The sequence below is a fragment of the Leisingera sp. ANG-DT genome, assembly GCF_000813785.1.
Lineage (GTDB): Bacteria > Pseudomonadota > Alphaproteobacteria > Rhodobacterales > Rhodobacteraceae > Leisingera.
Genome location: NZ_JWLE01000001.1, coordinates 450,991 through 471,208 on the forward strand (window position 1 = coordinate 450,991; position 20,218 = coordinate 471,208).

Consider the following 20,218-nt stretch of genomic DNA (forward strand, 5'->3'; position numbering starts at 1 on the left):
GCGCTTATTGGGCGGGCAGACGCGCCTCGGCCTTGGCCATTTGCAGCATCAGAAGGAAAGCAATGCAGGCCATAATCAAGAGACCTGCCGCCAGCGGCACCAGCGAGCCGTCAAACAGCAGCCCGACAGGTGCGGCAACGGCGGCAGCCAGAACTGTCGAGATCGCCCCGATCACCGAGGCCGCCATGCCGGCGATATGGCCCATCGGCTCCATTGCCATGGCATTGAGGTTGCCGACCGTGGTGCCCACCATGAAGAAAACGCTGGCTTGCCAGGCCACAAACAGGCCGAACATCCACGGGTCCGGCAGGCTCCAGCCGCTGATCAGCAGCATCGCGCCAGTGATCAGGATCTGGGCGGCCAGCGAAACGGTGACAATGCGGCGCATACCGATCCGGACCACGATAGCCGCGTTCAGCAGGCTGGCGGTGCCGGAAATCACTGCGACCAGCCCGAACCACAAGGGAAAGCTGTCCGCGCGGCCAAAGATGATGTCATAAACCGGCTGCACCATGGTCAGCATGGTGAACAGCATGCCCAGGCAGAGCGTCTGCACCATGATCGACAGGCGCACCGTCGGGTGAGTGAGCATCTCCTTGACCGCGGCCATCAGCAGCGGCGCGCGAAAGGCTCGGCGGTCGTTTACGGCCAGCGTCTCCGGCAGGCGGAGGCTGGTCCACAGCACAATGATCGCTGCAAACAGGGCAAACAGCAGGAAGATGGCACGCCAGCCGGACAGGGCGATAATGCCGGCCCCCATCAAGGGGGCAATGGCCGGAACAATCATGAAGATCATCATTGCAATCGACATCAGCCGTGCCATTTCGCGACCGGAATAAAGGTCGCGGACAACGGCAACGCCCACAATCCGCGGGCCGGCAGCACCGATCCCCATTAGCACGCGGGAGATCAGCAGAACCTCCAGCGAGGGCGACAGCCAGGCGGTCAGCGCGGCGAGGACATAAAGGGCGCAGCCCGCAGCCACCATCGGCTTGCGGCCAAAGGCGTCCGACAGCGGACCGGTAAAGAAAGTGCCAAGCCCCATGCCCAGCACAAAGGACGTCAGCACCAGCTGCGCCCGGTTTATGTTGTCCGGGCTGAGCGTCTGGCCAATTTCCGGCAGGGCAGGCAGCATGGCGTCGATCGACAGCGCAATGGTGGCAAACATCATCGCAATCAGAGCGATGAACTCAGCCTTGGCCATGCCATGGGCCGGGTTGTGAGCCTGGGATTGGGACATCTGAAACCTCTAACAGCTCTTCAGATGAATCCGGGGAATGAGGCCGGTCTGGGAGCTGTTCGGTTCCGCTACCACAATCCTTCCTGCCGTGCCAGCGCCCGGCTGCGCAGGTTGCTGTGCATAGTTGCGATGCTAAGTAATTTCCGCCCGCCTATTCGGCCTCTGCGGCCTTCAACTGCTGCAGGATGTCTTCAATCACCTGTTTCCACAGTTCCGGCGGCTGAGCGCCTGGCACTGCGTGCTGGTTGGCAACGATGAAGGTCGGGACCGAACTCACGCCCATTTTGCGGGAATGGGCGTCGCGGTCGCGGATGGCTTGCACATCGCTGTCGCCTTCCAGCAGGCGGGCGGCGACGTCCGCTTCCATGCCTGCCTCTTGCGCGACCTGCGCCAGAACTGCGTGGTTGCCGATATCCTTGGCGTCGACGAAATAGGCCTTGAACAGCCCATCAACGACCTGTGTCTGCTTGCCCTCAACCCCGGCCCAATGGATCAGCCGGTGCGCGTCCAGCGTGTTCGGGGTGCGCTGCATGGCTTCGAAATTGATCGTCAGCCCGGCCTTCTCGGCGTGCTCCACCACTGGGGCATAGGCCTTTACCGCACCCTCCTTGCCGCTGAACTTGCGCTCCAGGTATTCGCGCCGGTCCATGCCCTCACGCGGCATGTCGGGGTTCAGCTGGAAGGGGTGCCATTCGATGACAAACGGATGGTCCGGCACCTCGGCCAGCGCTTTGTCCAAATGGGTCTTGCCGATATAGCACCAGGGGCAGATCGGGTCGGACAGGATGTCGAGCTTGACGGCGGGCATTTGGGTCATCCTTTGAACAGGGCGGGCAGGGCGCGGCGCAGCAGTTTCCCGTTGGCGCCAGTGGGCAGCGCGTCCAGGTGAACATATGCGCGGGGCTGCTTGTAGCGGGCCAGGCGTTCGGATGCAAAGGCCTGCAGGTCTTCGGTCTTCAACTCTTCGGGACCGGTATAGAAGGCGGCAATGATATAAGTGTATTCCTTCACTTCAACCGCAGCAGCGCCGACCTGGGTGATGCCGGGATGGGCGGCCAGCGCGGTCTCAACCTCAATCGGCGACACCCGGTAGCCGCCGGCATTCATCATGTCGTCGCTGCGTCCCAGATAGCGGATCTGGCCGTCCGCAGACATTGCCCCCTGATCGCCTGTCAGGAACCAGTCACCCTGATAGCGGGCCGCAGTTTCCTCCGGCGCACCCAGGTAGCCCAGCATCAGGCCGGGGTCAGACCGGTGGATGGCGATGGTCCCTTCCTCACCCATCAGCACCGGGCCATCAACGCCGAGAATGGCAACCTTTCGGCCCGGCTGCGGCTGCCCCAAGGCGCCGTCCTGCGCCGGGCGCGCGGGCGAGGAAGAGATGAAGGTCGAGCACTCCGACATCCCGAAAGCCTCATAGAGGCCGCAGCCGGTGGCAGCTTCCCAGGCTTCGTGAAGATGGCGTGACAGCTTTTCACCAGCGCAAAGCCCGTGCCGCAGATCCGGCAGGTCCAGCGCATTGCCGCTCAGGAACTTGCGGTAGACGCCAGGGGCCGCGGCAAAAATCGTGGCGCGGTGTTCCTTCAGCAAGTCAGGCAGGTCCTCCAGCGGCGTGCCGGGGGCCGGGATCAGCGCGGTGGCGCCTGCCGCCCAAGGGTCCATCAGCCCGGTGCCCAGGGTGTAGGTCCAGTTGAAGGCGCCGGCATGCAGAAGCCGGTCATGCTCTGTCAGCCCGTACCAGCCGTCCACCATCATCTGCCGCGCCCAGACCGCCTGGTGGGCGTGCGCCACCGCACGCGGATTTCCGCTGGTGCCGGAAGTGTAGACCACATAAGCCAGCCGCTTAGGATCGCCCATGGCGTATTCGCACGGCGGCAATCCGTGCATGTCCAGCAGCGCCTCGGTGCTGATCTGTTTCGGGTGACTCGCACAAGCCACAGCCGGGTCGCGCAGCACCGCCGCCGGATCGAGGTCTGAAATCATCCGCGCGGTTTCCGCCTCTGTCAGCTGCGATGAGGTCGGCACCGGAATCAGCCCGGCGGCAATGGCGCCCAGATAGGCAACCGGAAACTCCACCGTATTCCCCAGCCGCATCAGCACGATGTCCCCGGGTGTCAGCCCGGCTTGCAGCAACCCGGTGCCGGTACCGCGCACGGCGGCCTCCAGCCGGGCATAGCTCCAATCATCACGAGCATCACCGTCGAGCACCGACAGCGCGGTCTTGCCCGCCAGCCGCGCGGCATGGCGCAGCACATGGGCGGCAAGGTTGAAGGGCGAAGGGCAGGGCGCAAACGGCCCCTGATCAAAAACCGACAGCATGGCAAAGGGCTAGCCCGCGCTGTGCTGCGTTGCAAGCTTCGCAGGTGCGGCTTATAGAGTTGTTATGAAAAGCCGCGATCCGAAATCCCTGATCACCATCGCCCGCGCGAACGGCGGCGACGATCAAGCAGAACCACTGGACCTGGGCGCCCGCGTGCGCGAGTTGCGCAAGGCGCGCGACTGGACGCTGGAGCATGCGGCCAATCAGGCCGGGCTGGCGCGTTCTACCCTGTCCAAGATCGAAAACGGCCAGATGTCACCGACTTACGAGGCGTTGAAGAAGCTGGCAGAGGGCTTGGAAATCTCCATTCCGCAGCTGTTCACGCCGCCGCAGCGGGACCAGGTGAACGGCCGGATGACGGTGACCAAATCCGGTGACGGTTCCGCCCATGCGACCGCGACATATGAGCACGAGCTGCTGGCCGACGGGCTCACACGCAAGCAGATGCTGCCGTACCGCGCGCGGGTGCGGGCACGGTCAATGGAAGAGTTTGATGGCTGGGTGCGCCACGACGGCGAGGAGTTCCTCTATGTGCTGACCGGCGTGGTCAAGCTCTATACGGAATTTTATGAGCCGGTCGAGATGCGCCGCGGCGACAGTGCCTACTACGACGCAGCAATGGGGCACAACGTCATTTCCGTCAGTCCCGAGGACGCGACGATCCTCTGGGTGACGTCACTGGCTTGACTGGCGGGTACTTGCGGGAAGGATCAGTGCGGGCGGCCGTCCAGCTCTCTCAGCAGGCTTTCGATATACAGGAAATCGTCCACCTCTTCCTTGGCTTCATTCATGGTGAGGTGATGCGTTCGCGCCAAATAGGCAACGAATCTGTCCCGGTCATCCAGTATTGACGGCGCGTTGCTGGCTTTCAGATGCGGAAAGCGCTGTTTGATGCGGGGCATCCTGTCAATCCAGCTGGCAGCTGCTGCTTGTACAGGCATTTGGGGGCACTCCCTGACAAACGGTTGTTTATGGTTCGCAGACCCTCATGGTAACACTTTTCGTGTCATTTTGTAACTTCCGCCCCAGGGTGCTGACCTGGGGCGGCTCATGTGAGCGGATTTTTGCTGATCTCTAGCTTTTCGCGAAGAGCCGCGGCAGCACCAGATGGCCGATGCCAACCGCAATCAGTTGCATCAGAATGAACATCGGTATGTGGCCGGGATAGATGCCGGCAAAGGTGTCGCTGAAGCCGCGGGCGATGGTCACCGCCGGGTTGGCAAAGCTGGTCGAGGAGGTGAACCAATAGGCGCCGGTGATGTAGAGGCCAACCAGCGCAGGCACCGCCTCGGGGCGGGAACGCAGCCCGCCGAAAATCACGAACAAGAGGCCGAAGGTGGCCAGGATTTCGGAAAACCATTGTGCGGTACCGGTCCGGTGCATGGTGGCGGAGCTTTGCAGAATTGCAAGATCGAACATCACGTGGCAGGCCCAAACGCCGAGGATGCCGCCGCCGATCTGCACTATGACATAGGGGGCGACAGCGCTCCAGGAATGCTCGCCGCGCAGGGCAAAGGCCAGCGTCACCGCCGGGTTGAAATGGGCGCCGGAAACGGGTCCAAGCGTGGTGATGATGGCATAAAGCATGCAGCCCGTGGCGATGGCATTGGCCAAGAGTGCCAGGGCCACATTCCCATCCGCCAGCGTCTCTGCCATGATGCCGGAGCCGACGACGCCGATCAGCAGCATGGCGGTGCCCAGACCCTCGGCCAGCAGTTTCTGTGCGGTCATACGATCTCTCCGATCCGCTTGAGCTGTTCGGAAAGCTCCGCTGGCTTCATGTCTTCAAACGGCAGTTCCAGCAGCGCCTTGGCGCGCTTCTCCAGTGTGATGTAGGCAGTGCGGAATGCCTTGTCCCACTCCGGCTGATCTGCCGCTGCCGGGTCTTCAACCCCCCAATGGGCGCGCACGGGGGCACCGGGCCAGATCGGGCAGGTCTCGCCTGCGGCAGACGCGCAGACGGTGATCACGATGTCCATTTCCGGCGCATCCGCTTCGGCAAACTCGTCCCAGCTCTTGGAGCGGGCACCGGAAACGTCGTGGCCCAGCTCATTCAGCAGCACCAGCGACTGCGGATGCACCTTGCCGGTGGGATTGGATCCCGCCGAATAGGCGCGGGTTCGGCCAGCGCCCAGCGTGTTGAAAATCGACTCCAGTAGAATGGAGCGCGCGGAATTGCCGGTGCAAAGGACCAGGATGTTCATGTTATATGTCCGTGCTTTCGTTTAGTCGGATGAGTTCAGGCGGCCGATATCGTCAACCTGATGCTGAAGCGACATGCGGTCGAGTGTTTCAAAGGGTAGCGCCGCAAAGGCTCTGATCCTGTTTCTGAGCAGCCCATAGGCCTGCTGGAAGGCAAGGCGGCGTTCGGCATCGGTGCCCTCTGTCTTGACCGGATCGGCTAGGCCCCAATGTGCGCTCATCGGCTGGCCGGGCCAGGCCGGGCATTCCTCGTTTGCCGCGTGGTCGCAGACGGTGAAGATAAAATCCATCTGCGGCGCATCCGGCGCAGAAAATTCATCCAGGTCCTTCGATCGCAGACTGCTGGTGTCAATCTCCTTAGCCTTCAGAAGAGCTGTCACCTCAGGGCGTGGCCCTGGTGAGGGGCGGGTCCCTGCAGAAAAGGCGCGGAACCTGCCGCCGCCTTCGTTGTTCAGAATTGCCTCGGCCAGCAGCGACCGGGCAGAGTTGCCGGTGCAGATGAACAGCACATTAAACGGGCGTTCAGTTGTCGGCATGGTTTCCACTTCACTGGTGACAGGGGTACAGATATCGGGCCGGTTCTGGCAGCAGCCGGTCAAAAGGCCGTCGAACATGCCGCGCAGGCCCGGCAGGTCGGCGGCATACATCAGCGAGGTGCCGGTGCGCTGCTGGGTGATGAGGCCGGCCTGCTTAAGAGCAGACAGGTAAGCTGAGGCAGTGTTTGCCTTGAACTCCAGCGCCTGCGCAATTTCACCCGCCGGCACGCCGTCCGGGTATCGGCGCATCAGCAGCCGGAACAGCGCCAGCCGCTTCGGGTGCGCCAGAGCGGCGAGTTTATCAGAAAGCTCTATTTCCATAATTCACGAAATAAGGAAATAAGGAGCCGCTGTCAACGGGTCTCAGTACCGGCTGCAGCGCTGCCTGAGCAGGTCAGTCCGCCTGATACCACCAGACGTCCGGCATGAACTCTGTCCGGTCGCCATAGATCGGCAGCCTGTCCGGAAACCGCATCTCCTTGATGTGGGCGATGCGCCCTGTATCAAAGCTCCAGAATGGAATGACATAGCGCCCGGCGGTCAGAACCCGGTCCAGCGCCCGCACCGCTGCGGTGAAATCCTCAGGCTCGGTTGCAGTCAGCATGGCGTCGATCAAGGCCTCCGCTGCCGGGCTGTCCATGCCCATCAGATTGCGGCTGCCGGGCTGATCCACACCGTCGCTGCCCCAGTAATAGCGCTGCTCGTTGCCGGGGCTCAGCGACAGTTCCCGGCGGAACCGGGTGAGGTCGAAGTCATAGGCGTTTTCCCGTTCGGCGTATTGCGCATTGTCTACGGTCTCGGCGGTCAGGCTGATACCCAGCCGCTCCAGTGCGCGGGCGTAGATTTCTGTGACCGTCTTCATTTCGCCATCGCCCTGGCGGATCAGCACACTGAGCTCCAGCACGGCGCCCGCCGCATTGCGCAGCACGCCATCAGTGACGGTCCAGCCGGCCTCTTCCAGCAGTTTCATCGCCTTGCGCAGGTTGCCGCGGTTGCGCTTGCTGCCGTCGCCTTGGGGCAGGGTGTAGCCCTCCAGCGTGCCGGGCAGCAGGCTGTCCTGGAATGGTTCCAAAAGCGCGCGCACTTTGTTCTCTGCCTGGCCGGGGCGCATTCCCAGAACCGAGCCGGAGAAATAGGAGGTGATGCGCTGCTGAGCACCGCCCGTCACGGTGCCGTTGATGTATTCGAAATTGAACGCCAGCAGCAGCGCCTCGCGCACGCGCCAGTCACCCAGCGGGGCCCGGCGGGTGTTCATCACCAGCCCGGTCATGCCGGAGGGGCGCTGATGCGGGATCTCGCTTTTGACCACATCGCCGCGGGTGATCGCCGGGAAACTGTAGGCGCTTTCCCATTTGTCGGCATTGAACTCGCGCAATGCGCTCAATTCGCCCGCCTTGAAGGCCTCGAACAGAACGGTTTCATCCCCGAAGAAGTCGATCCGCAGCTCGTCGAAATTCTGGGTTCCGCGCTGCAGGGGCAGGTCCGCGCCCCAATAGTCCGGGTTGCGGCGCAGGGTGACAAAGCGGCCGGGCTCATAAGCGCTGACCACATAGGCGCCGGTGCCGATGGGCGCGCCCTCAACGGCATCGCTGGCAAAGTCCTTGCCGTCCCATTGCGCCTTTTTCAGGATCGGGCGCAGGCCGGCGATCAGCGCAAGCTCGCGGTCCTCAACATTGAAGGTCAGACGCAGGCTGCGTGGACCGGTCTGTTCGATTGTCTCTACCTTGGTCCAGAATCCGCGGTAACGGGGATGCCCCTTGGTACCCAATGTTTCATAGGACCAGATCACGTCTTCTACCGTGACCGGGCTGCCGTCAGAGAATCGGGCCTCCTGCCGCAGGGTGAATTCGACCCAGGAACGGTCCTCGGGCACCTCAATCGATTCGGCCAGAAGACCGTAAAGGGTGAATGGCTCGTCCCAGGAACGGCCCATCAGACTCTCGTATCCCCAGAACCTCAGCTGCCACGGAGAGGTCCCCTTAAGGGTGAACGGATTGAGGCTGTCAAAACCTCCGGTGTTGCCGAACACAACCTTGCCGCCCTTCGGTGCGTCCGGGTTCGCATAGGGTAAAGACACAAAATCCGGTGGCAGTGCGGGGTCGCCGTACATAGCTATGCCATGGGCCGATTCTGCTTGCGCATAATTCGCGGTAATTGCCAGGGTGATTCCAGCCAATGCCGCGCGAAGAGTCCGGAAATTTTCTTTTCGCTGATTCACAACAATCCCGCTCTGCCCTTATTTTCTTGCCTCCGCACGCTACGTGCGCTTTTTCGTCTTTTCAAACTTTTAGCTTGGACGAAAGCCGGAAATTGCTTATAAAGGGGTCACTGCTCGATAGGTTTCTTGCCTGTATGAAACCTGCCTCAATAACTAACGCCCGCCTTGTGCGGGCGTTTTTTTCTGCCCGTTTCTCTCTTTTTGCAAGCTGCGAAAATGGCAGGAATGACCTTCGCGGCATCCGTAGTCTTACGCGTTTCTTTTGCATCTGCAGCATGGCACAGTAACGGCAGTTTCAATCAGCCAAGAGGCAGGACGCGATGACATTGCAAGGCAAGACCGCCGTTATCACCGGATCGAATTCAGGCATCGGCCTGGGGGTGGCCCGAGAGCTGGCACGGGCAGGGGCCAATGTTGTGCTGAACTCCTTTACCGACCGGGAAGAGGATCACGCGCTCGCAGCAGAACTCGCCCGTGAGTTCAGCGTCAAGGCCCAGTACGTCCAGGCCGATATGTCCAAGGGCGCGGACTGCCGCGCGCTGATCGAAAAGGCCGGAGCCTGCGATATCCTGATCAACAACGCGGGCATCCAGCATGTGGCGCCGATTGACGAGTTTCCTCAGGAAAAATGGGATGCGATCATCGCCATCAACATGAACTCGAACTTCCACACCATGGCGGCAGCACTGCCCGGGATGCGCGCCGCAGGCTGGGGCCGGATCGTAAACATTGCGTCAGCGCACGGGCTGACCGCCTCGCCCTACAAAGCCGCCTATGTGGCCGCTAAGCACGGGGTGGTGGGCATGACTAAAACCGTGGCGCTGGAGACCGCGGAGGAGCCGATCACCTGCAACGCGATCTGCCCGGGCTATGTGCTGACACCGCTGGTGGAGGCGCAGATCCCCGACACCATGGAGAAATACAACATGGGCCGGGATGAGGTGATCAAGAAGGTGATGCTGGAACGCCAGCCGAGCCGCGAGTTTGCCACGGTGGAGCAGCTGGGCGGCACCGCAGTGTTCCTGTGTTCGGACGCAGCGGCGCAGATCACCGGCACCACCCTCAGCGTCGATGGCGGCTGGACCGCGCTGTAAACGCGTGCGGTGACGGCGGGAGGGGGCCAGCCCCCTCTTGCCCTGACGGGGCAATTCACCCCTGGAGTATTTTCACAAAGGTGAAATAGGCAGGTGGCGTTTGGTGACACGGATTAATCTGGCCCTGCAGGGCGGCGGCGCGCATGGGGCCTTTACCTGGGGTGTGCTCGACCGGCTGCTGGAGGACGAGGAGATCGAGGTTGCCGGCATCACCGGGACCTCCGCCGGGGCGCTGAACGGGGCGGCGCTCAAGGCCGGCATGGTGCAGGACGGGCGTGCAGGTGCCAAGGCGGCGCTGGACGGGCTGTGGGCGCGGATGGGCGCCGTGGGCGACATGCGGTTCAATCATTGGCTGACGCGGTTTGATGCGGTGGCCTGGGCCGGCGCACTGGAGGCGGCGATGCCGTTTTCACCGCTAGAGAGCCTGAGTCAGGTGATCTCGCCCTATCATTATGGCCCGTTCTACAAGAACCCGCTGCGCGAGGTGGTGGAGCAGTTCAATTTTGCCGAGGTCTGCGCAGGCGAAGGCCCGGAGCTGTTCATCTGCGCAACCTGCGTGCGGTCCGGCAAGATCCGCATCTTCGAGGGTGAGGAGATCAGCACCGACGCGATCCTGGCCTCCGCCTGCCTGCCGGACCTGTTCCAGGCGGTGGAGATCGAAGACCCGGAAACAGGCCGCATGGAGGCCTATTGGGACGGTGGCTACACCGGCAACCCGGCGCTGTTTCCGCTGTTCCGCGAGGACCTGCCAGGGGATGTGGTGATCGTCAACATCAACCCGCTGGAGCGCGACGAGATCCCCAAGACGCCGCAGCAGATCCGCAACCGGGTGAATGAGATCAGCTTCAACTCCTCGCTGCTGCGGGAACTGCGGGCGATCAATTTCGTGCAGCGTCTATTGGCCGATGGCACCATTCAGCAGGGCCGGATGAAACAGGTGCGGGTGCACATGATCGCTGATGACGATCTGATGACGCAGCTGTCGGTCACCACCAAGCTGTTTCCGGTGCCGCAGATCCTGGCGCGGCTGAAACAGGCAGGGCGGGATGCCGCAGAGGCGTTCCTTGCGCGGGACCGGGGAAACCTTGGGGTGCGCTCCTCCGCCGATCTGCCGGCAATGTTCGGTTAGGCGTCTTCTTTTTCCAGGACCTTCGGCTTCTTGCCGTTTTCCACCGGCTTGGTGGGGTCCTTGGGGTTCGGATAGACGAGGCCTGCTGAGATCACCAGCTTGGCCGAGTCCTCCACCGACATCTCCAATTCGATCACGTCTTCCTCCGGCACAAACAGCAGGAAACCGGAGGTGGGGTTCGGCGTGGTCGGAAGGAAAACGCTGACCAGCCCGCCGCTGGTTTCGGCGCGCTTGGCAATCTCACCCTTGGCATGGGTGGAGATGAAGCCAATGGCCCAGATGCCCTTGCGCGGGTATTGCACCAAGCAGGCCTTTTCAAAGCTGCGCTCTGACTGGGCAAAGACGGTCTCGGAGATCTGCTTGATGCCGGAATAGACTGTGCGCACCACTGGCATCCGGTCCACCAGGCCTTCGGCAAAGGTGATCAGCGACCGGCCGATGATGCCCTTGGCGATCCAGCCGACGATGATGGTGAACAACAGGAAGATGATCAGCCCGACGCCGCGCAGGTTGATGCCGATGTATTGCTCAGGGCGGAAGGTGTGCGGCACCAGCGGCAGCACCACGCTGTCGATCCAGCCCATCACAGACCACAGCAGCCAGATGGTCAGCCCCACCGGCGCAATCACCACGATGCCGGTAAAGAAAGAGGCGCGCAGGCTGGCGAACAGGCCGCGGCGGCGTTGGGGTTCTTCGTCGAATGGCGTGGTCATAGATCAGTTTTCCAGGAATTCCGCGTGGAACCTAGGCACTGTTTTGGGGCGGAGCAATGGTTTCCGCCCCAAAAATCAACTCATTGTGCGAGATTGTTGAGTTCCTGTGCGATCTTTGCCGCCAGCCGGGCATTGTTGCGCACCAATGCAATGTTCGCGGTGAGCGAGCGGCCTTCGGTCAGCTCGAAGATGCGGCTCAGCAGGAAGGGGGTCACATCCTTGCCCGCAACGCCCTGGGCATCGGCTTCGGATTGGGCCTGGGCGATTACCGGGGCCAGATCCTCTGCCGCGATCTGGGCGTCTGCCGGGATCGGGTTGGCCACCAGCTGGCCGCCGGGCAGCCCCATGGCCTGGCGCGTGGCATGGGCGCGGGCGATTTCGGCGGGGGTGTCCATGCGCAGCGGTGCCTTCAGCTCCGACTGGGCTGACCAGAACGCGGGGAAGCTGTCCTGCCCGTAGGCAATCACCGGCACGCCCTGGGTTTCCAGCACTTCCAGCGTCTTTGGCAGGTCGAGGATCGCCTTGGCACCCGCGGCCACAACGGTCACCGGGGTTTGCGCCAACTCCATCAGGTCGGCGGAAATGTCGAACGTGGTCTCCGCCCCCTTGTGGACACCGCCGATACCGCCGGTGGCAAAGACGGAAATGCCCGCCAGCCGCGCCGCGATCATGGTGGCTGCAACGGTGGTGGCGCCGGTGCCGCCGGTGGCGATGCAGGCGGGCATGTCGGCGCGGGAGATCTTGGCAACCCCTTTGGCCTGTCCCAGCGCCTGCAGCTGATCGGGTTCAAGCCCCACATGCAGCACGCCCTCAATCACCGCCATAGTGGCGGGCACGGCACCGGCATCGCGGATATCCTGCTCCACCTGCGCTGCGACCTCGACATTTTGCGGATAGGGCATGCCGTGGGTAATGATGGTGCTTTCCAGCGCAACGATGGCCTGTCCTGCGGCCTTGGCGGCCTGGACTTCGGCTGAATACTGAATGTCGATCAAAGCGGGGGTTCTCCTGAAACGTAAGTGGCAGCAGCCTTGAGGGCTGAGGCCAAAGCGGTTTTGCGGTCTTCGCCCCGTGCCTCGGCAACGATATGGGCGGCCATGAATGTATCGCCTGCGCCGGTCACCCGGGCGACGGTAACGCGGGGCGGGACAAGGGTGATGGCGCCCTCGGCATCGGCCACGGTGGCAGAGGAGCCGCCATCGGTGACCAGCACCCGGGCAGCACCCCGGTCCAGCATCGCCTGCGCGGCGGTTTCGCTGTCGGTGAACTCCGCCTGGCACAGGATGCCGGCCTCTTCCAGGTTCACATACAGCGTGCCGCGCGTGCGGGTGAGGAACGGGCGCAACCGTTCCGCCTTGCCCGGCGACGCAGGCGCCACGCGCAGGTCGGCCTTGGCAAAGGCCGGGCTGGCAACAATATCGTCCAGCAGCGACAGGGTCAGGTTGCCATCCAGCGCCACCTGGCCCTCATAGGGCGCGTCTGCGGTGCCAAGTGAGCCGTCGGACAGCGGCCGCAGGATCTTGTCGCCTGCAGCCTCCAGCGAATGGGCGTCGGCAATGGCGGCAATCAGCCCGTTGGCACCCTCTACGGCCATGTAGCGGTCGGTGGGCAGATCTTCGGAGCGGTAGATATGGTCGGTGATCAGGCCGAAATGGCCGCAGGCGTGGATCAGCTCGTCGCCCTCGGGGTCGCGGCCCACGGCAGTCAGCAGCGCAGGCTTCATACCAAAGCGCGACAGGGTCATCGCGATGTTCATGGCGACGCCGCCGGGCAGCCGGGTGATGCGCCCGGGCATGTCCGATCCGCGCTGCATTTCACTGGTGCAGCGGCCGATGATGTCCCACAGGACCGACCCGATGCACAGGATGGCGGGTGTTTGGGGGGTAGGGGCTTGTGTCATAATGACCTATTGCCGCCTTTGACAGGCCTCTGCAAGCGGCATCACCGGACAGGCACCGCGAATGTCAGCGCCGCCCACAGGCTTTCCCAAACGTAATCCGCGCCCTCCGGGGCAGGGCGCAGGACCACCGCATCCAGCAGGTAGCTGTGGCCGGGGAGGACGGCAACAGCGGTTTCCCCCTGCGCATCCGTCAGCTGGGTTGTAATGGAAACTGTGCCATCCGGGGCCTTGGCAAATACCTCGACCTGCGCGCCTGCCCGTGGAGCACCCTGATACAGCACCCGGACCGGAAGCCCGCCTGCTGTGTCGTCCGCATAGGGATTGGCCAAGGCCACAATTTCGGTCTCCAGCCCGGTGGCAAGGTCCGAACCGGCACCATCGCCGACCGCCACAAGCGCCTTGGCATAACGGATGTACTGCTCAGTGAAACCCGCATCCGCCAGCCCGCGCGCCTGGTGCCGGGAACGCACGTCACCAATCGCCTTGTGATCAATGAAAGCCTGGAACTCTTCCCAGCTGTCATAGCTGATGGTCTGCGGCTGCGTCTGGTGGATCAGCACCGCCAGCCCGTCCTGCATCACCTCCGCAGAAAAGGCGGGCATATCCCCCATGCGGCCTTCATACGGAGTGGTCGAGCCATCATGTATCACGTCGTAACGGGCAATCCGATGATCCAGGTAAGGCTGCTCGGCGCCGTTGAACTCCTGGCCATTGCGCAGCTTAGCCACCACAGTTTCCCCGGATTTAACTTGATATTTCTCCGGCTCAATCCAAAACTCGTGGGAGAGAACCGGCGCGGCCCCAAGGGCCAGCCCGGCACAAAGAATTGAGCAGAACAGGCGGTATTGCATGAATGGTTCCTTGGCTGTGAGGCGCGGCGTCACTTGGTTGCAGGGCCTATTTGCGCTGCTGTTCTGCGTGGTTGCAATAGCATCGCCGCCAGCCCGCGCGCATGAGGTCACGCCGGCGATTGCCGATTTCACGGTGAAGGACGGGCAGATCACGCTGAAGCTGCGCCTGAACGTCGAGGCCTTTGTTGCGGGCATCAACCTCGATGGGCTGACGGACACCAACCAGACCGCCCAGGCCGCCGACTATGACGAACTGCGCGCGCTGGGGGGCGATGAACTGGAACCTATGGTGCAGCTGTTCGCCGAGGAATGGCTGGAGACGTTTTCCGTGCAGGCTGGCAGCCCGGTTGCGCTGGTTGTCGCTAGGATCACCATCCCCGAGGTCGGCAACGCCAGCTTGCCGCGGGCGTCCTACCTTGAGCTCACAGGAGAGATCCCGCCCGAAGCCGGAAGCCTGCGCATTACCTGGCCAAAGGGCTCAGGCGGCGTGGTGCTGCGGCAGAACGGAGTCGAAGAACCCTATACCGGCTACCTGCAGGGCGGTGAGACGTCCCCTCCGATCCCGCTGCAGGGCGGCGCAGCCAAGACCCCTGTTGAGGCCTTCATGGAGTACATTCCCGTCGGCTTCACTCACATTCTGCCCAAGGGGCTGGATCACATCCTGTTTGTGCTGGGGCTGTTCTTCCTCAGCCCGCGGGTGAAGCCGCTGCTGCTGCAGGTGAGCCTGTTCACTGTGGCCCATACCATCACCCTGGCGCTGGGCGCGCTGGGCATGGTCAAGGTGGACCCCGCCATCGTGGAGCCGCTGATTGCCCTGTCGATCGTGTTCGTCGCGGTCGAGAACATCTTTGCCCGCAAGCTGCACACCTGGCGCAGCTTTGTGATCTTCGGATTCGGGCTCTTGCACGGGCTGGGATTTGCCTCCGTGCTGGGGGAGTTCGGCCTGCCTGCCAGCCAGTTCCTGCCTGCGCTGATCGGCTTCAACGTGGGGGTGGAACTGGGTCAGCTGGCGGTGATTGCCACCGCCTACCTCGGCGTGCGCCTGTGGTTCGGACGGCATCCGAAATACCGCGGCCGGGTGGCGATCCCGGCCTCTGTCACCATCGCAATGATCGGCGGCTACTGGTTTGTGGAGCGGGTGTTTCTGTAAACACCTGCCAAATGCTCAGGGGCAGGTCAGCCCATCGCCCGCATCAGCACCTTCATCGCCGCCAGCGGGTCCTCGGCATGCCAGATCTCATCACCGATGCCAAAGAAGTCGGTGAAAGGCGCGATGCCGCGCACCAGATCCTCGGTCAGGCCGCCCTCAGCCACCACCGGAACCTCGATCATCTGCGACCACCACTGGAACAGGTCCGCTTCGGCCTGCGCGCCATCCCCCAGACCGGAGGTGCCCACCGGGCCAAAGCTCACGTAATCCGCGCCCGCCTCACCGGCCACCATGCCGTCATGCTGCGAGGCGCCACAGAAACAGCCGACAATCGCATCCGGCCCCAGCGCCTTGCGCGCGGTGCGGATGGATTTCGACGCATCGGTCAGATGCACGCCGTCCAGACCCAGGCGTTCGGCCAGGATCTGATGGTCAGAGATCACCAGCGCCACGTCGCGCGCCATGGTCACCTCGCGCAGCGCATCGCCCGCGCGGCTGAGGGTGTCCTGATCGCGGCTCGCCATATCCAGACGCACACAAGCCACCTCCACCTCATCCAGCACCCGCGCCAGCTGGCCGGGGAATTTGCCCAGTTCGAAACTTGGCGGGGAGATCAGATAGATCTGCGGCTGCTCCGGTGCGTCAGAGGGGCTTCCCATGGCGGTGCTCCATTGTTCAGGCGGTTTGACGGTGTTTAGCCGATTTCCGGCAGGACGCAAGGATTTGCGGCGGTGAAGCCCCGGTAAATGAAGCCCAAACCCGCGCTGGACCTTGCCCCGCCGCCGCGCGGGCAGTACAGCAGTGCCGATTTTGCCGGAGAACACGATGCCCACCGATACGCCCCAGCCCGCCTTTGTCCTTGTCCGCCCGCAGATGGGCGAGAATATCGGTGCCGCGGCGCGGGCGATGTGGAACTTCGGGCTCGACCGGATGCGCATCGTGGCGCCGCGCGACGGCTGGCCGAACCCCAAGGCGGTGGCGATGTCTTCTGGCGCCGGGCGGCTGCTGGATGAGGCGCAGCTGTGCGCCGACGTGCCGGAGGCGCTGGGCGACTGCACCTATGTCTTTGCCACCACCGCCCGCCAGCGCGGGCTGACCAAACCTGTCTACAGCCCCGAACGGGCGATGCAGATCGCGGCAGAGAAGATCGCGGCGGGCGAGAAGGTCGCGGTGATGTTCGGTCCGGAACGTGCCGGGCTGGAAAACGAGGATATCGCCAAGGCCAACGCCATCATCTCGGTGCCGGTGAACCCGCTTTATGCCTCGCTGAACCTCGGCCAATGCGTGCTGCTGACCGGATATGAATGGATGCGCCAGTCCAGCGACGTGCTGCATGAGACCACCGATCTGGGCCGCAAGGGCGAATGGGCCACTGGTGTCGAGGTCGAGAAGCTGGTGGAGCACTACGAGGACCGGCTGGACGAAGCAGGCTTCTTCTTCCCGCCGGAAAAGGCCGAAGGTATGAAGACCAACCTGCGCAACCTGTGGTCCCGGATGCGGATGACCCGCTCCGACGTGCAGATGCTGCACGGCATCATGCGCCAGATGGTCCGCTGGAAAGAGCGCGGCGGCGAGTAAGCCGCTCTGGACCTTTAGATTACCCGCCCCTAGCTTGGCACCACAGACAAAGAGGCAAGCATGAGCAAGCGCAGCATTTTCGAAGAGGTTGAGGGCGAGAAGAAAGACGCGCCCGCGGTGCAGCCGGGACTGATCGACCGCGGCCGCGGCGGCGCCCGCAAGGCGATCCGCGCCTGGCTGATGGTGCTGTTTGCGCTGGTGGTCGCAATGATCGTTGTGGGCGGACTGACACGCCTGACCGACAGCGGGTTGTCGATCACCGAATGGCGCCCCGTGACCGGAGCCATCCCGCCGATGTCCGAGGCGGAGTGGCAGGCAGAGTTCGACAAATACAAGGAAATCGACCAGTGGCGCATCCAGAACCAGTGGATGGAACTGTCTGATTTCAAATCGATCTACTGGTGGGAATGGGGCCACCGCCAGCTGGGCCGTTTCATCGGCGTGGTCTGGGCGCTTGGTTTCTTCGGTTTTCTGGCCGCGCGCAAAATCCCGGCCGGCTGGGCCGGCCGGCTGCTGCTGCCCGGTGTCCTGGGCGGGGTGCAGGGCGCCATCGGCTGGTGGATGGTGGCCTCTGGCGTGACCCAGGGAGAGGGGATGACCGCTGTTGCCTCCTACCGCCTTGCCGTGCATCTGGGGCTGGCGTTTGTGATCCTCGGATTTATCGCCTGGTATGTGCTGATGCTGGGCCGCGAAGAGCGCGAACTGATGCAGGCGCGCCGTGCCAAGGAGGCGAAGCTGTTCAGCCTGTCCACCGGCCTGATGCATTTCGCCTTCCTGCAGATCCTGCTGGGCGCGCTGGTGGCGGGCATTGACGCGGGCCGCTCCTATACTGACTGGCCGCTGATGGGCGGGCAGGTGATCCCGCCAAACCCCTTTATGATCGAGCCGGTCTGGAAGAACTTCTTTGAAAACCCCGGTCTGGTGCAATTCATCCACCGGGTTGCGGGGTATCTGCTGTTCGCCTTTGGCGCGGTGGCCTGGCTGCGCGGGCGCGGCTCTGCTCATGCGCGCACCCGCTTTGCGTTCAACGCTGTCTTTGCAGCGCTCTCCGTGCAGGTGCTGCTGGGGATCATCACTGTGGTATACGCCGCGCCGCTTCACGCCGCGATCACTCACCAGCTGGTGGCAATTGGTGTCTGGGCACTGATCCTGCGCGCCCGCTTCCTGTCTGCCTATCCCATTGCAACCTCGATCAAGGATCACTGACCTATGAGCGCATTTGACGAACTGATGGCCTTCCAGCGCGAAACCCAGGCGCTGGGGCAGATTGCGGGCCGTCTGGGCTGGGATCAGGAAACCATGATGCCGCGCGGGGCCGCGCCGCAGCGGGGCGAGGAAATGGCCGCGATGGAGGCGGTGCTGCACGCCCGCCGCTCCGACCCGCGGGTGGCGGAGTGGCTGGAACAGGCGGTTGCCCCGAATGAGGCGGGTGAAGCCCAGCTGCGCGAGATCCGCCGCAGCTATGAGCGTACCGTCAAGGTGCCCGCCGATCTGGCCAAGAAGATCGCTCAGGTCACGTCTGTCGCGCAGGGGCAGTGGGCTGCGGCGCGGGCGGATGAGGATGTGGCGGCCTTTGTGCCGGTGCTGGAGGAAGTTGTCGCACTGAAACGCGAGGAAGGCCTGGCGCTGGCCGCGGGCGGTGATGTTTATGACGCCATGGTCGAGGACTATGAGCACGGCATGACCGGGGCCGCGATCGCGGAAATCTTTGATGCCATGCGCCCCGGACTGGTGGAGCTGCGCGCCAAGGTGCTGGAGAAACCCGCGCCGACGGGGTTGACCGGCAGTTTCGATGAAGCCGCGCAGATGAAGCTGACCCGCAAGCTCGCCAAACAGTTCGGTTATGACATGTCCCATGGCCGGGTCGACAAGGCGGTGCATCCGTTCTGCTCCGGCGCGGGGCTGGACGTGCGGATCACTACGCGGACCAGCGAAAGTGATCCGTTCAACTGCTTCTATTCCACCATTCATGAGGTCGGCCACGCGGCCTATGAGCAGAACATCAGCCGCGATTACCTGCTGACGCCGCTGGGCAGCGGCGTGTCGATGGGGGTGCATGAAAGCCAGAGCCGGATTTACGAGAACCAGATCGGCCGCAGCCGCGCCTTTACCGGCTGGCTGCTTGAGGAGATGAAAGACGCCTTTGGCGACTTTGGTGTTGCGGATGCGGATGCCTTCTATGCGGCCGTCAATGCGGTGCATAAGGGCTATATCCGGACAGAAGCGGATGAGCTGCAATACAACCTCCATATCATGATGCGGTTCGGCCTGGAGCGCGCGCTGATGAGCGGCGATCTGGCAGTGAAGGATCTGGAAGCGGCCTGGAACGACCGGTTCGAGGCGGACTTCGGCTATGCCGTGGACAAGCCGTCCAACGGCTGTTTGCAGGATGTGCACTGGTCGGTGGGCCTGTTCGGCTATTTCCCGACCTACACGCTGGGCAATGTCTATGCCGGCTGCCTGTATCAGGCGCTGCGCCGGGATGTGCCGGGGCTGGATGCAGAACTGGCTGAGGGCAACACAGAAGGCGTTACCGCCTGGCTGAAGGAAAACCTGCAGCAGCATGGCGGGTTGCGCAGCCCGCGTGAGACTATCAGGCACGCCTCCGGCATGGAGCCGGGCCACGCGCCGCTGCTGGCCTATCTCGAAGAGAAGTTCAGCCTGCTTTACGATCTCTGAGTCGGCAGTGCATCACGGCTAAGGCCCTCTGGCGGCAGCGGAAAACCCGCTGCCCCGGAAATGCCGCATTTTAACAGTATTCTCTTAATCCTTGGGGGTGTGAGTAAGAGAGTAATGTGATGCATACAGCCGTCGCCTACCTGATCTTTGCCAGTTATGTGCTGGGAACCACCCTGGTCTGAGGCATCTGCCCGTCAGATCAGAGCCATCCGCTCCGCCCGTTCCGGATCCGGGAAGGGCCGGTAAAGGCCGATGTCCGCGGTGGCGATCAGCGCCCTGACGTGGGAGTAGAGTTTCTCCACTTCCTCGTCATGTTCGCCCAGCACCCGGAACGCCTGATCCAGCTGGGTCATGTCCCTGAATTCGATTTCCAGCAGGAAGTCGCGGCAGGTGTCGCTGGCCATGTCCAGTTTGCGGCGCAGCAGCCGCCAGCTTTGGATCACGCCGCGTTCGTGCAGATAGCCCATCCATTGATCGACCGCGCTGGCAAAGGTGAGCGCCTTGGCCTCGTGATGCAGGTCGATGGAGCAGTGGTACAAGTTCATTGGGGTATTCCCTTCATGAGAAATCAGAACTTGCCGTAACACTACCTAAGATCCGTTAGGGGG

The 20,218-nt window shown here is 63.0% G+C and carries 21 protein-coding genes; 7 read left to right on the top strand and 14 right to left on the bottom strand.

Annotated features, from left to right (window positions below):
• Positions 1 to 4: 4 nt before the first annotated feature.
• The 3 genes from RA21_RS02195 to RA21_RS02205 form a co-directional block, all read right to left on the bottom strand.
• Positions 5 to 1,240: a multidrug effflux MFS transporter gene (locus RA21_RS02195; RefSeq protein WP_082008876.1), complete on the bottom strand. Its 1,236-nt coding sequence runs from the start codon at positions 1,238 to 1,240 to the stop codon at positions 5 to 7.
• 151 nt (positions 1,241 to 1,391) lie between these two features.
• Complete coding sequence (locus RA21_RS02200; protein ID WP_039145830.1) at positions 1,392 to 2,057, bottom strand: DsbA family oxidoreductase; 666 nt, start codon at positions 2,055 to 2,057, stop codon at positions 1,392 to 1,394.
• A complete protein-coding gene (locus RA21_RS02205) occupies positions 2,054 to 3,559 on the bottom strand; it encodes a class I adenylate-forming enzyme family protein (RefSeq protein ID WP_039145832.1) in 1,506 nt (501 codons plus the stop codon). Before RA21_RS02205 ends, RA21_RS02200 begins: the two co-directional genes overlap by 4 nt.
• Before the next feature lie 64 nt (positions 3,560 to 3,623).
• On the opposite strand from RA21_RS02205, the gene RA21_RS02210 reads away from it, so the two are divergent.
• Positions 3,624 to 4,247, top strand: coding sequence for a helix-turn-helix domain-containing protein (locus RA21_RS02210; RefSeq protein ID WP_039145837.1), 624 nt, complete (start codon positions 3,624 to 3,626; stop codon positions 4,245 to 4,247).
• A gap of 23 nt (positions 4,248 to 4,270) precedes the next feature.
• Here RA21_RS02210 and RA21_RS02215 read toward each other — a convergent pair whose 3' ends face one another.
• From RA21_RS02215 to RA21_RS02235, 5 genes are all read right to left on the bottom strand, one after another.
• On the bottom strand, positions 4,271 to 4,462 hold the full coding sequence (locus tag RA21_RS02215) for a hypothetical protein (RefSeq protein WP_443136559.1): 192 nt from the start codon (positions 4,460 to 4,462) through the stop codon (positions 4,271 to 4,273).
• A 172-nt stretch (positions 4,463 to 4,634) separates the two neighbouring features.
• Positions 4,635 to 5,291, bottom strand: a complete 657-nt coding sequence (locus RA21_RS02220; protein WP_039145839.1) for an aquaporin — start codon at positions 5,289 to 5,291, stop codon at positions 4,635 to 4,637.
• The gene (locus tag RA21_RS02225; RefSeq protein WP_039145841.1) at positions 5,288 to 5,764 is read right to left on the bottom strand and encodes an arsenate reductase ArsC; all 477 of its coding nucleotides are present in this window, start codon (positions 5,762 to 5,764) and stop codon (positions 5,288 to 5,290) included. Before RA21_RS02225 ends, RA21_RS02220 begins: the two co-directional genes overlap by 4 nt.
• Before the next feature lie 21 nt (positions 5,765 to 5,785).
• Positions 5,786 to 6,619 (bottom strand): arsenate reductase/protein-tyrosine-phosphatase family protein, encoded by an 834-nt coding sequence (locus RA21_RS02230; protein ID WP_039145843.1) that lies wholly within the window; start codon positions 6,617 to 6,619, stop codon positions 5,786 to 5,788.
• Positions 6,620 to 6,692: 73 nt separating this feature from the next.
• Positions 6,693 to 8,408, bottom strand: a complete 1,716-nt coding sequence (locus RA21_RS02235; RefSeq protein ID WP_241483460.1) for an extracellular solute-binding protein — start codon at positions 8,406 to 8,408, stop codon at positions 6,693 to 6,695.
• Between the two features lie 428 nt (positions 8,409 to 8,836).
• On the opposite strand from RA21_RS02235, the gene RA21_RS02240 reads away from it, so the two are divergent.
• Positions 8,837 to 9,610, top strand: a complete 774-nt coding sequence (locus tag RA21_RS02240; RefSeq protein ID WP_039145850.1) for a 3-hydroxybutyrate dehydrogenase — start codon at positions 8,837 to 8,839, stop codon at positions 9,608 to 9,610.
• 100 nt (positions 9,611 to 9,710) lie between these two features.
• A complete protein-coding gene (locus RA21_RS02245; protein ID WP_039145852.1) occupies positions 9,711 to 10,739 on the top strand; it encodes a patatin-like phospholipase family protein in 1,029 nt (342 codons plus the stop codon).
• On the opposite strand, the gene RA21_RS02250 is transcribed toward RA21_RS02245, so the two are convergent.
• The 4 genes from RA21_RS02250 to RA21_RS02265 all read right to left on the bottom strand — a co-directional run bounded on the left by RA21_RS02250 (position 10,736) and on the right by RA21_RS02265 (position 14,203).
• The gene (locus RA21_RS02250) at positions 10,736 to 11,452 is read right to left on the bottom strand and encodes a DUF502 domain-containing protein (RefSeq protein ID WP_019296246.1); all 717 of its coding nucleotides are present in this window, start codon (positions 11,450 to 11,452) and stop codon (positions 10,736 to 10,738) included. The two genes, RA21_RS02245 and RA21_RS02250, sit on opposite strands and share 4 nt — an antisense overlap.
• Positions 11,453 to 11,532: 80 nt before the next feature.
• On the bottom strand, positions 11,533 to 12,447 hold the full coding sequence (locus RA21_RS02255; protein WP_039145853.1) for a pseudouridine-5'-phosphate glycosidase: 915 nt from the start codon (positions 12,445 to 12,447) through the stop codon (positions 11,533 to 11,535).
• On the bottom strand, positions 12,444 to 13,352 hold the full coding sequence (locus tag RA21_RS02260) for a PfkB family carbohydrate kinase (protein WP_039145854.1): 909 nt from the start codon (positions 13,350 to 13,352) through the stop codon (positions 12,444 to 12,446). Before RA21_RS02260 ends, RA21_RS02255 begins: the two co-directional genes overlap by 4 nt.
• A gap of 41 nt (positions 13,353 to 13,393) precedes the next feature.
• Positions 13,394 to 14,203, bottom strand: coding sequence for a DUF4198 domain-containing protein (locus tag RA21_RS02265; protein ID WP_039145857.1), 810 nt, complete (start codon positions 14,201 to 14,203; stop codon positions 13,394 to 13,396).
• On the opposite strand from RA21_RS02265, the gene RA21_RS02270 reads away from it, so the two are divergent.
• Positions 14,202 to 15,353: a HupE/UreJ family protein gene (locus RA21_RS02270; protein WP_039145860.1), complete on the top strand. Its 1,152-nt coding sequence runs from the start codon at positions 14,202 to 14,204 to the stop codon at positions 15,351 to 15,353. The two genes, RA21_RS02265 and RA21_RS02270, sit on opposite strands and share 2 nt — an antisense overlap.
• Positions 15,354 to 15,379: 26 nt before the next feature.
• Here the strand turns inward: RA21_RS02270 and RA21_RS02275 are convergent, their stop codons facing one another.
• The gene (locus RA21_RS02275; RefSeq protein ID WP_039145863.1) at positions 15,380 to 16,012 is read right to left on the bottom strand and encodes a thiamine phosphate synthase; all 633 of its coding nucleotides are present in this window, start codon (positions 16,010 to 16,012) and stop codon (positions 15,380 to 15,382) included.
• Positions 16,013 to 16,178: 166 nt separating this feature from the next.
• Between RA21_RS02275 and RA21_RS02280 the strand changes: the two genes are divergently transcribed.
• From RA21_RS02280 to RA21_RS02290, 3 genes are read left to right on the top strand one after another with little or no spacing between them, the layout of a single operon-like run.
• Positions 16,179 to 16,931, top strand: coding sequence for an RNA methyltransferase (locus tag RA21_RS02280; RefSeq protein WP_039145869.1), 753 nt, complete (start codon positions 16,179 to 16,181; stop codon positions 16,929 to 16,931).
• A gap of 60 nt (positions 16,932 to 16,991) precedes the next feature.
• The gene (ctaA, locus tag RA21_RS02285; protein ID WP_039145871.1) at positions 16,992 to 18,137 is read left to right on the top strand and encodes a heme A synthase; all 1,146 of its coding nucleotides are present in this window, start codon (positions 16,992 to 16,994) and stop codon (positions 18,135 to 18,137) included.
• 3 nt (positions 18,138 to 18,140) lie between these two features.
• On the top strand, positions 18,141 to 19,610 hold the full coding sequence (locus RA21_RS02290) for a carboxypeptidase M32 (RefSeq protein ID WP_039145873.1): 1,470 nt from the start codon (positions 18,141 to 18,143) through the stop codon (positions 19,608 to 19,610).
• A 194-nt stretch (positions 19,611 to 19,804) separates the two neighbouring features.
• Here RA21_RS02290 and RA21_RS02295 read toward each other — a convergent pair whose 3' ends face one another.
• On the bottom strand, positions 19,805 to 20,155 hold the full coding sequence (locus RA21_RS02295) for a DUF6614 family protein (RefSeq protein WP_039145874.1): 351 nt from the start codon (positions 20,153 to 20,155) through the stop codon (positions 19,805 to 19,807).
• Positions 20,156 to 20,218: the final 63 nt, after the last annotated feature.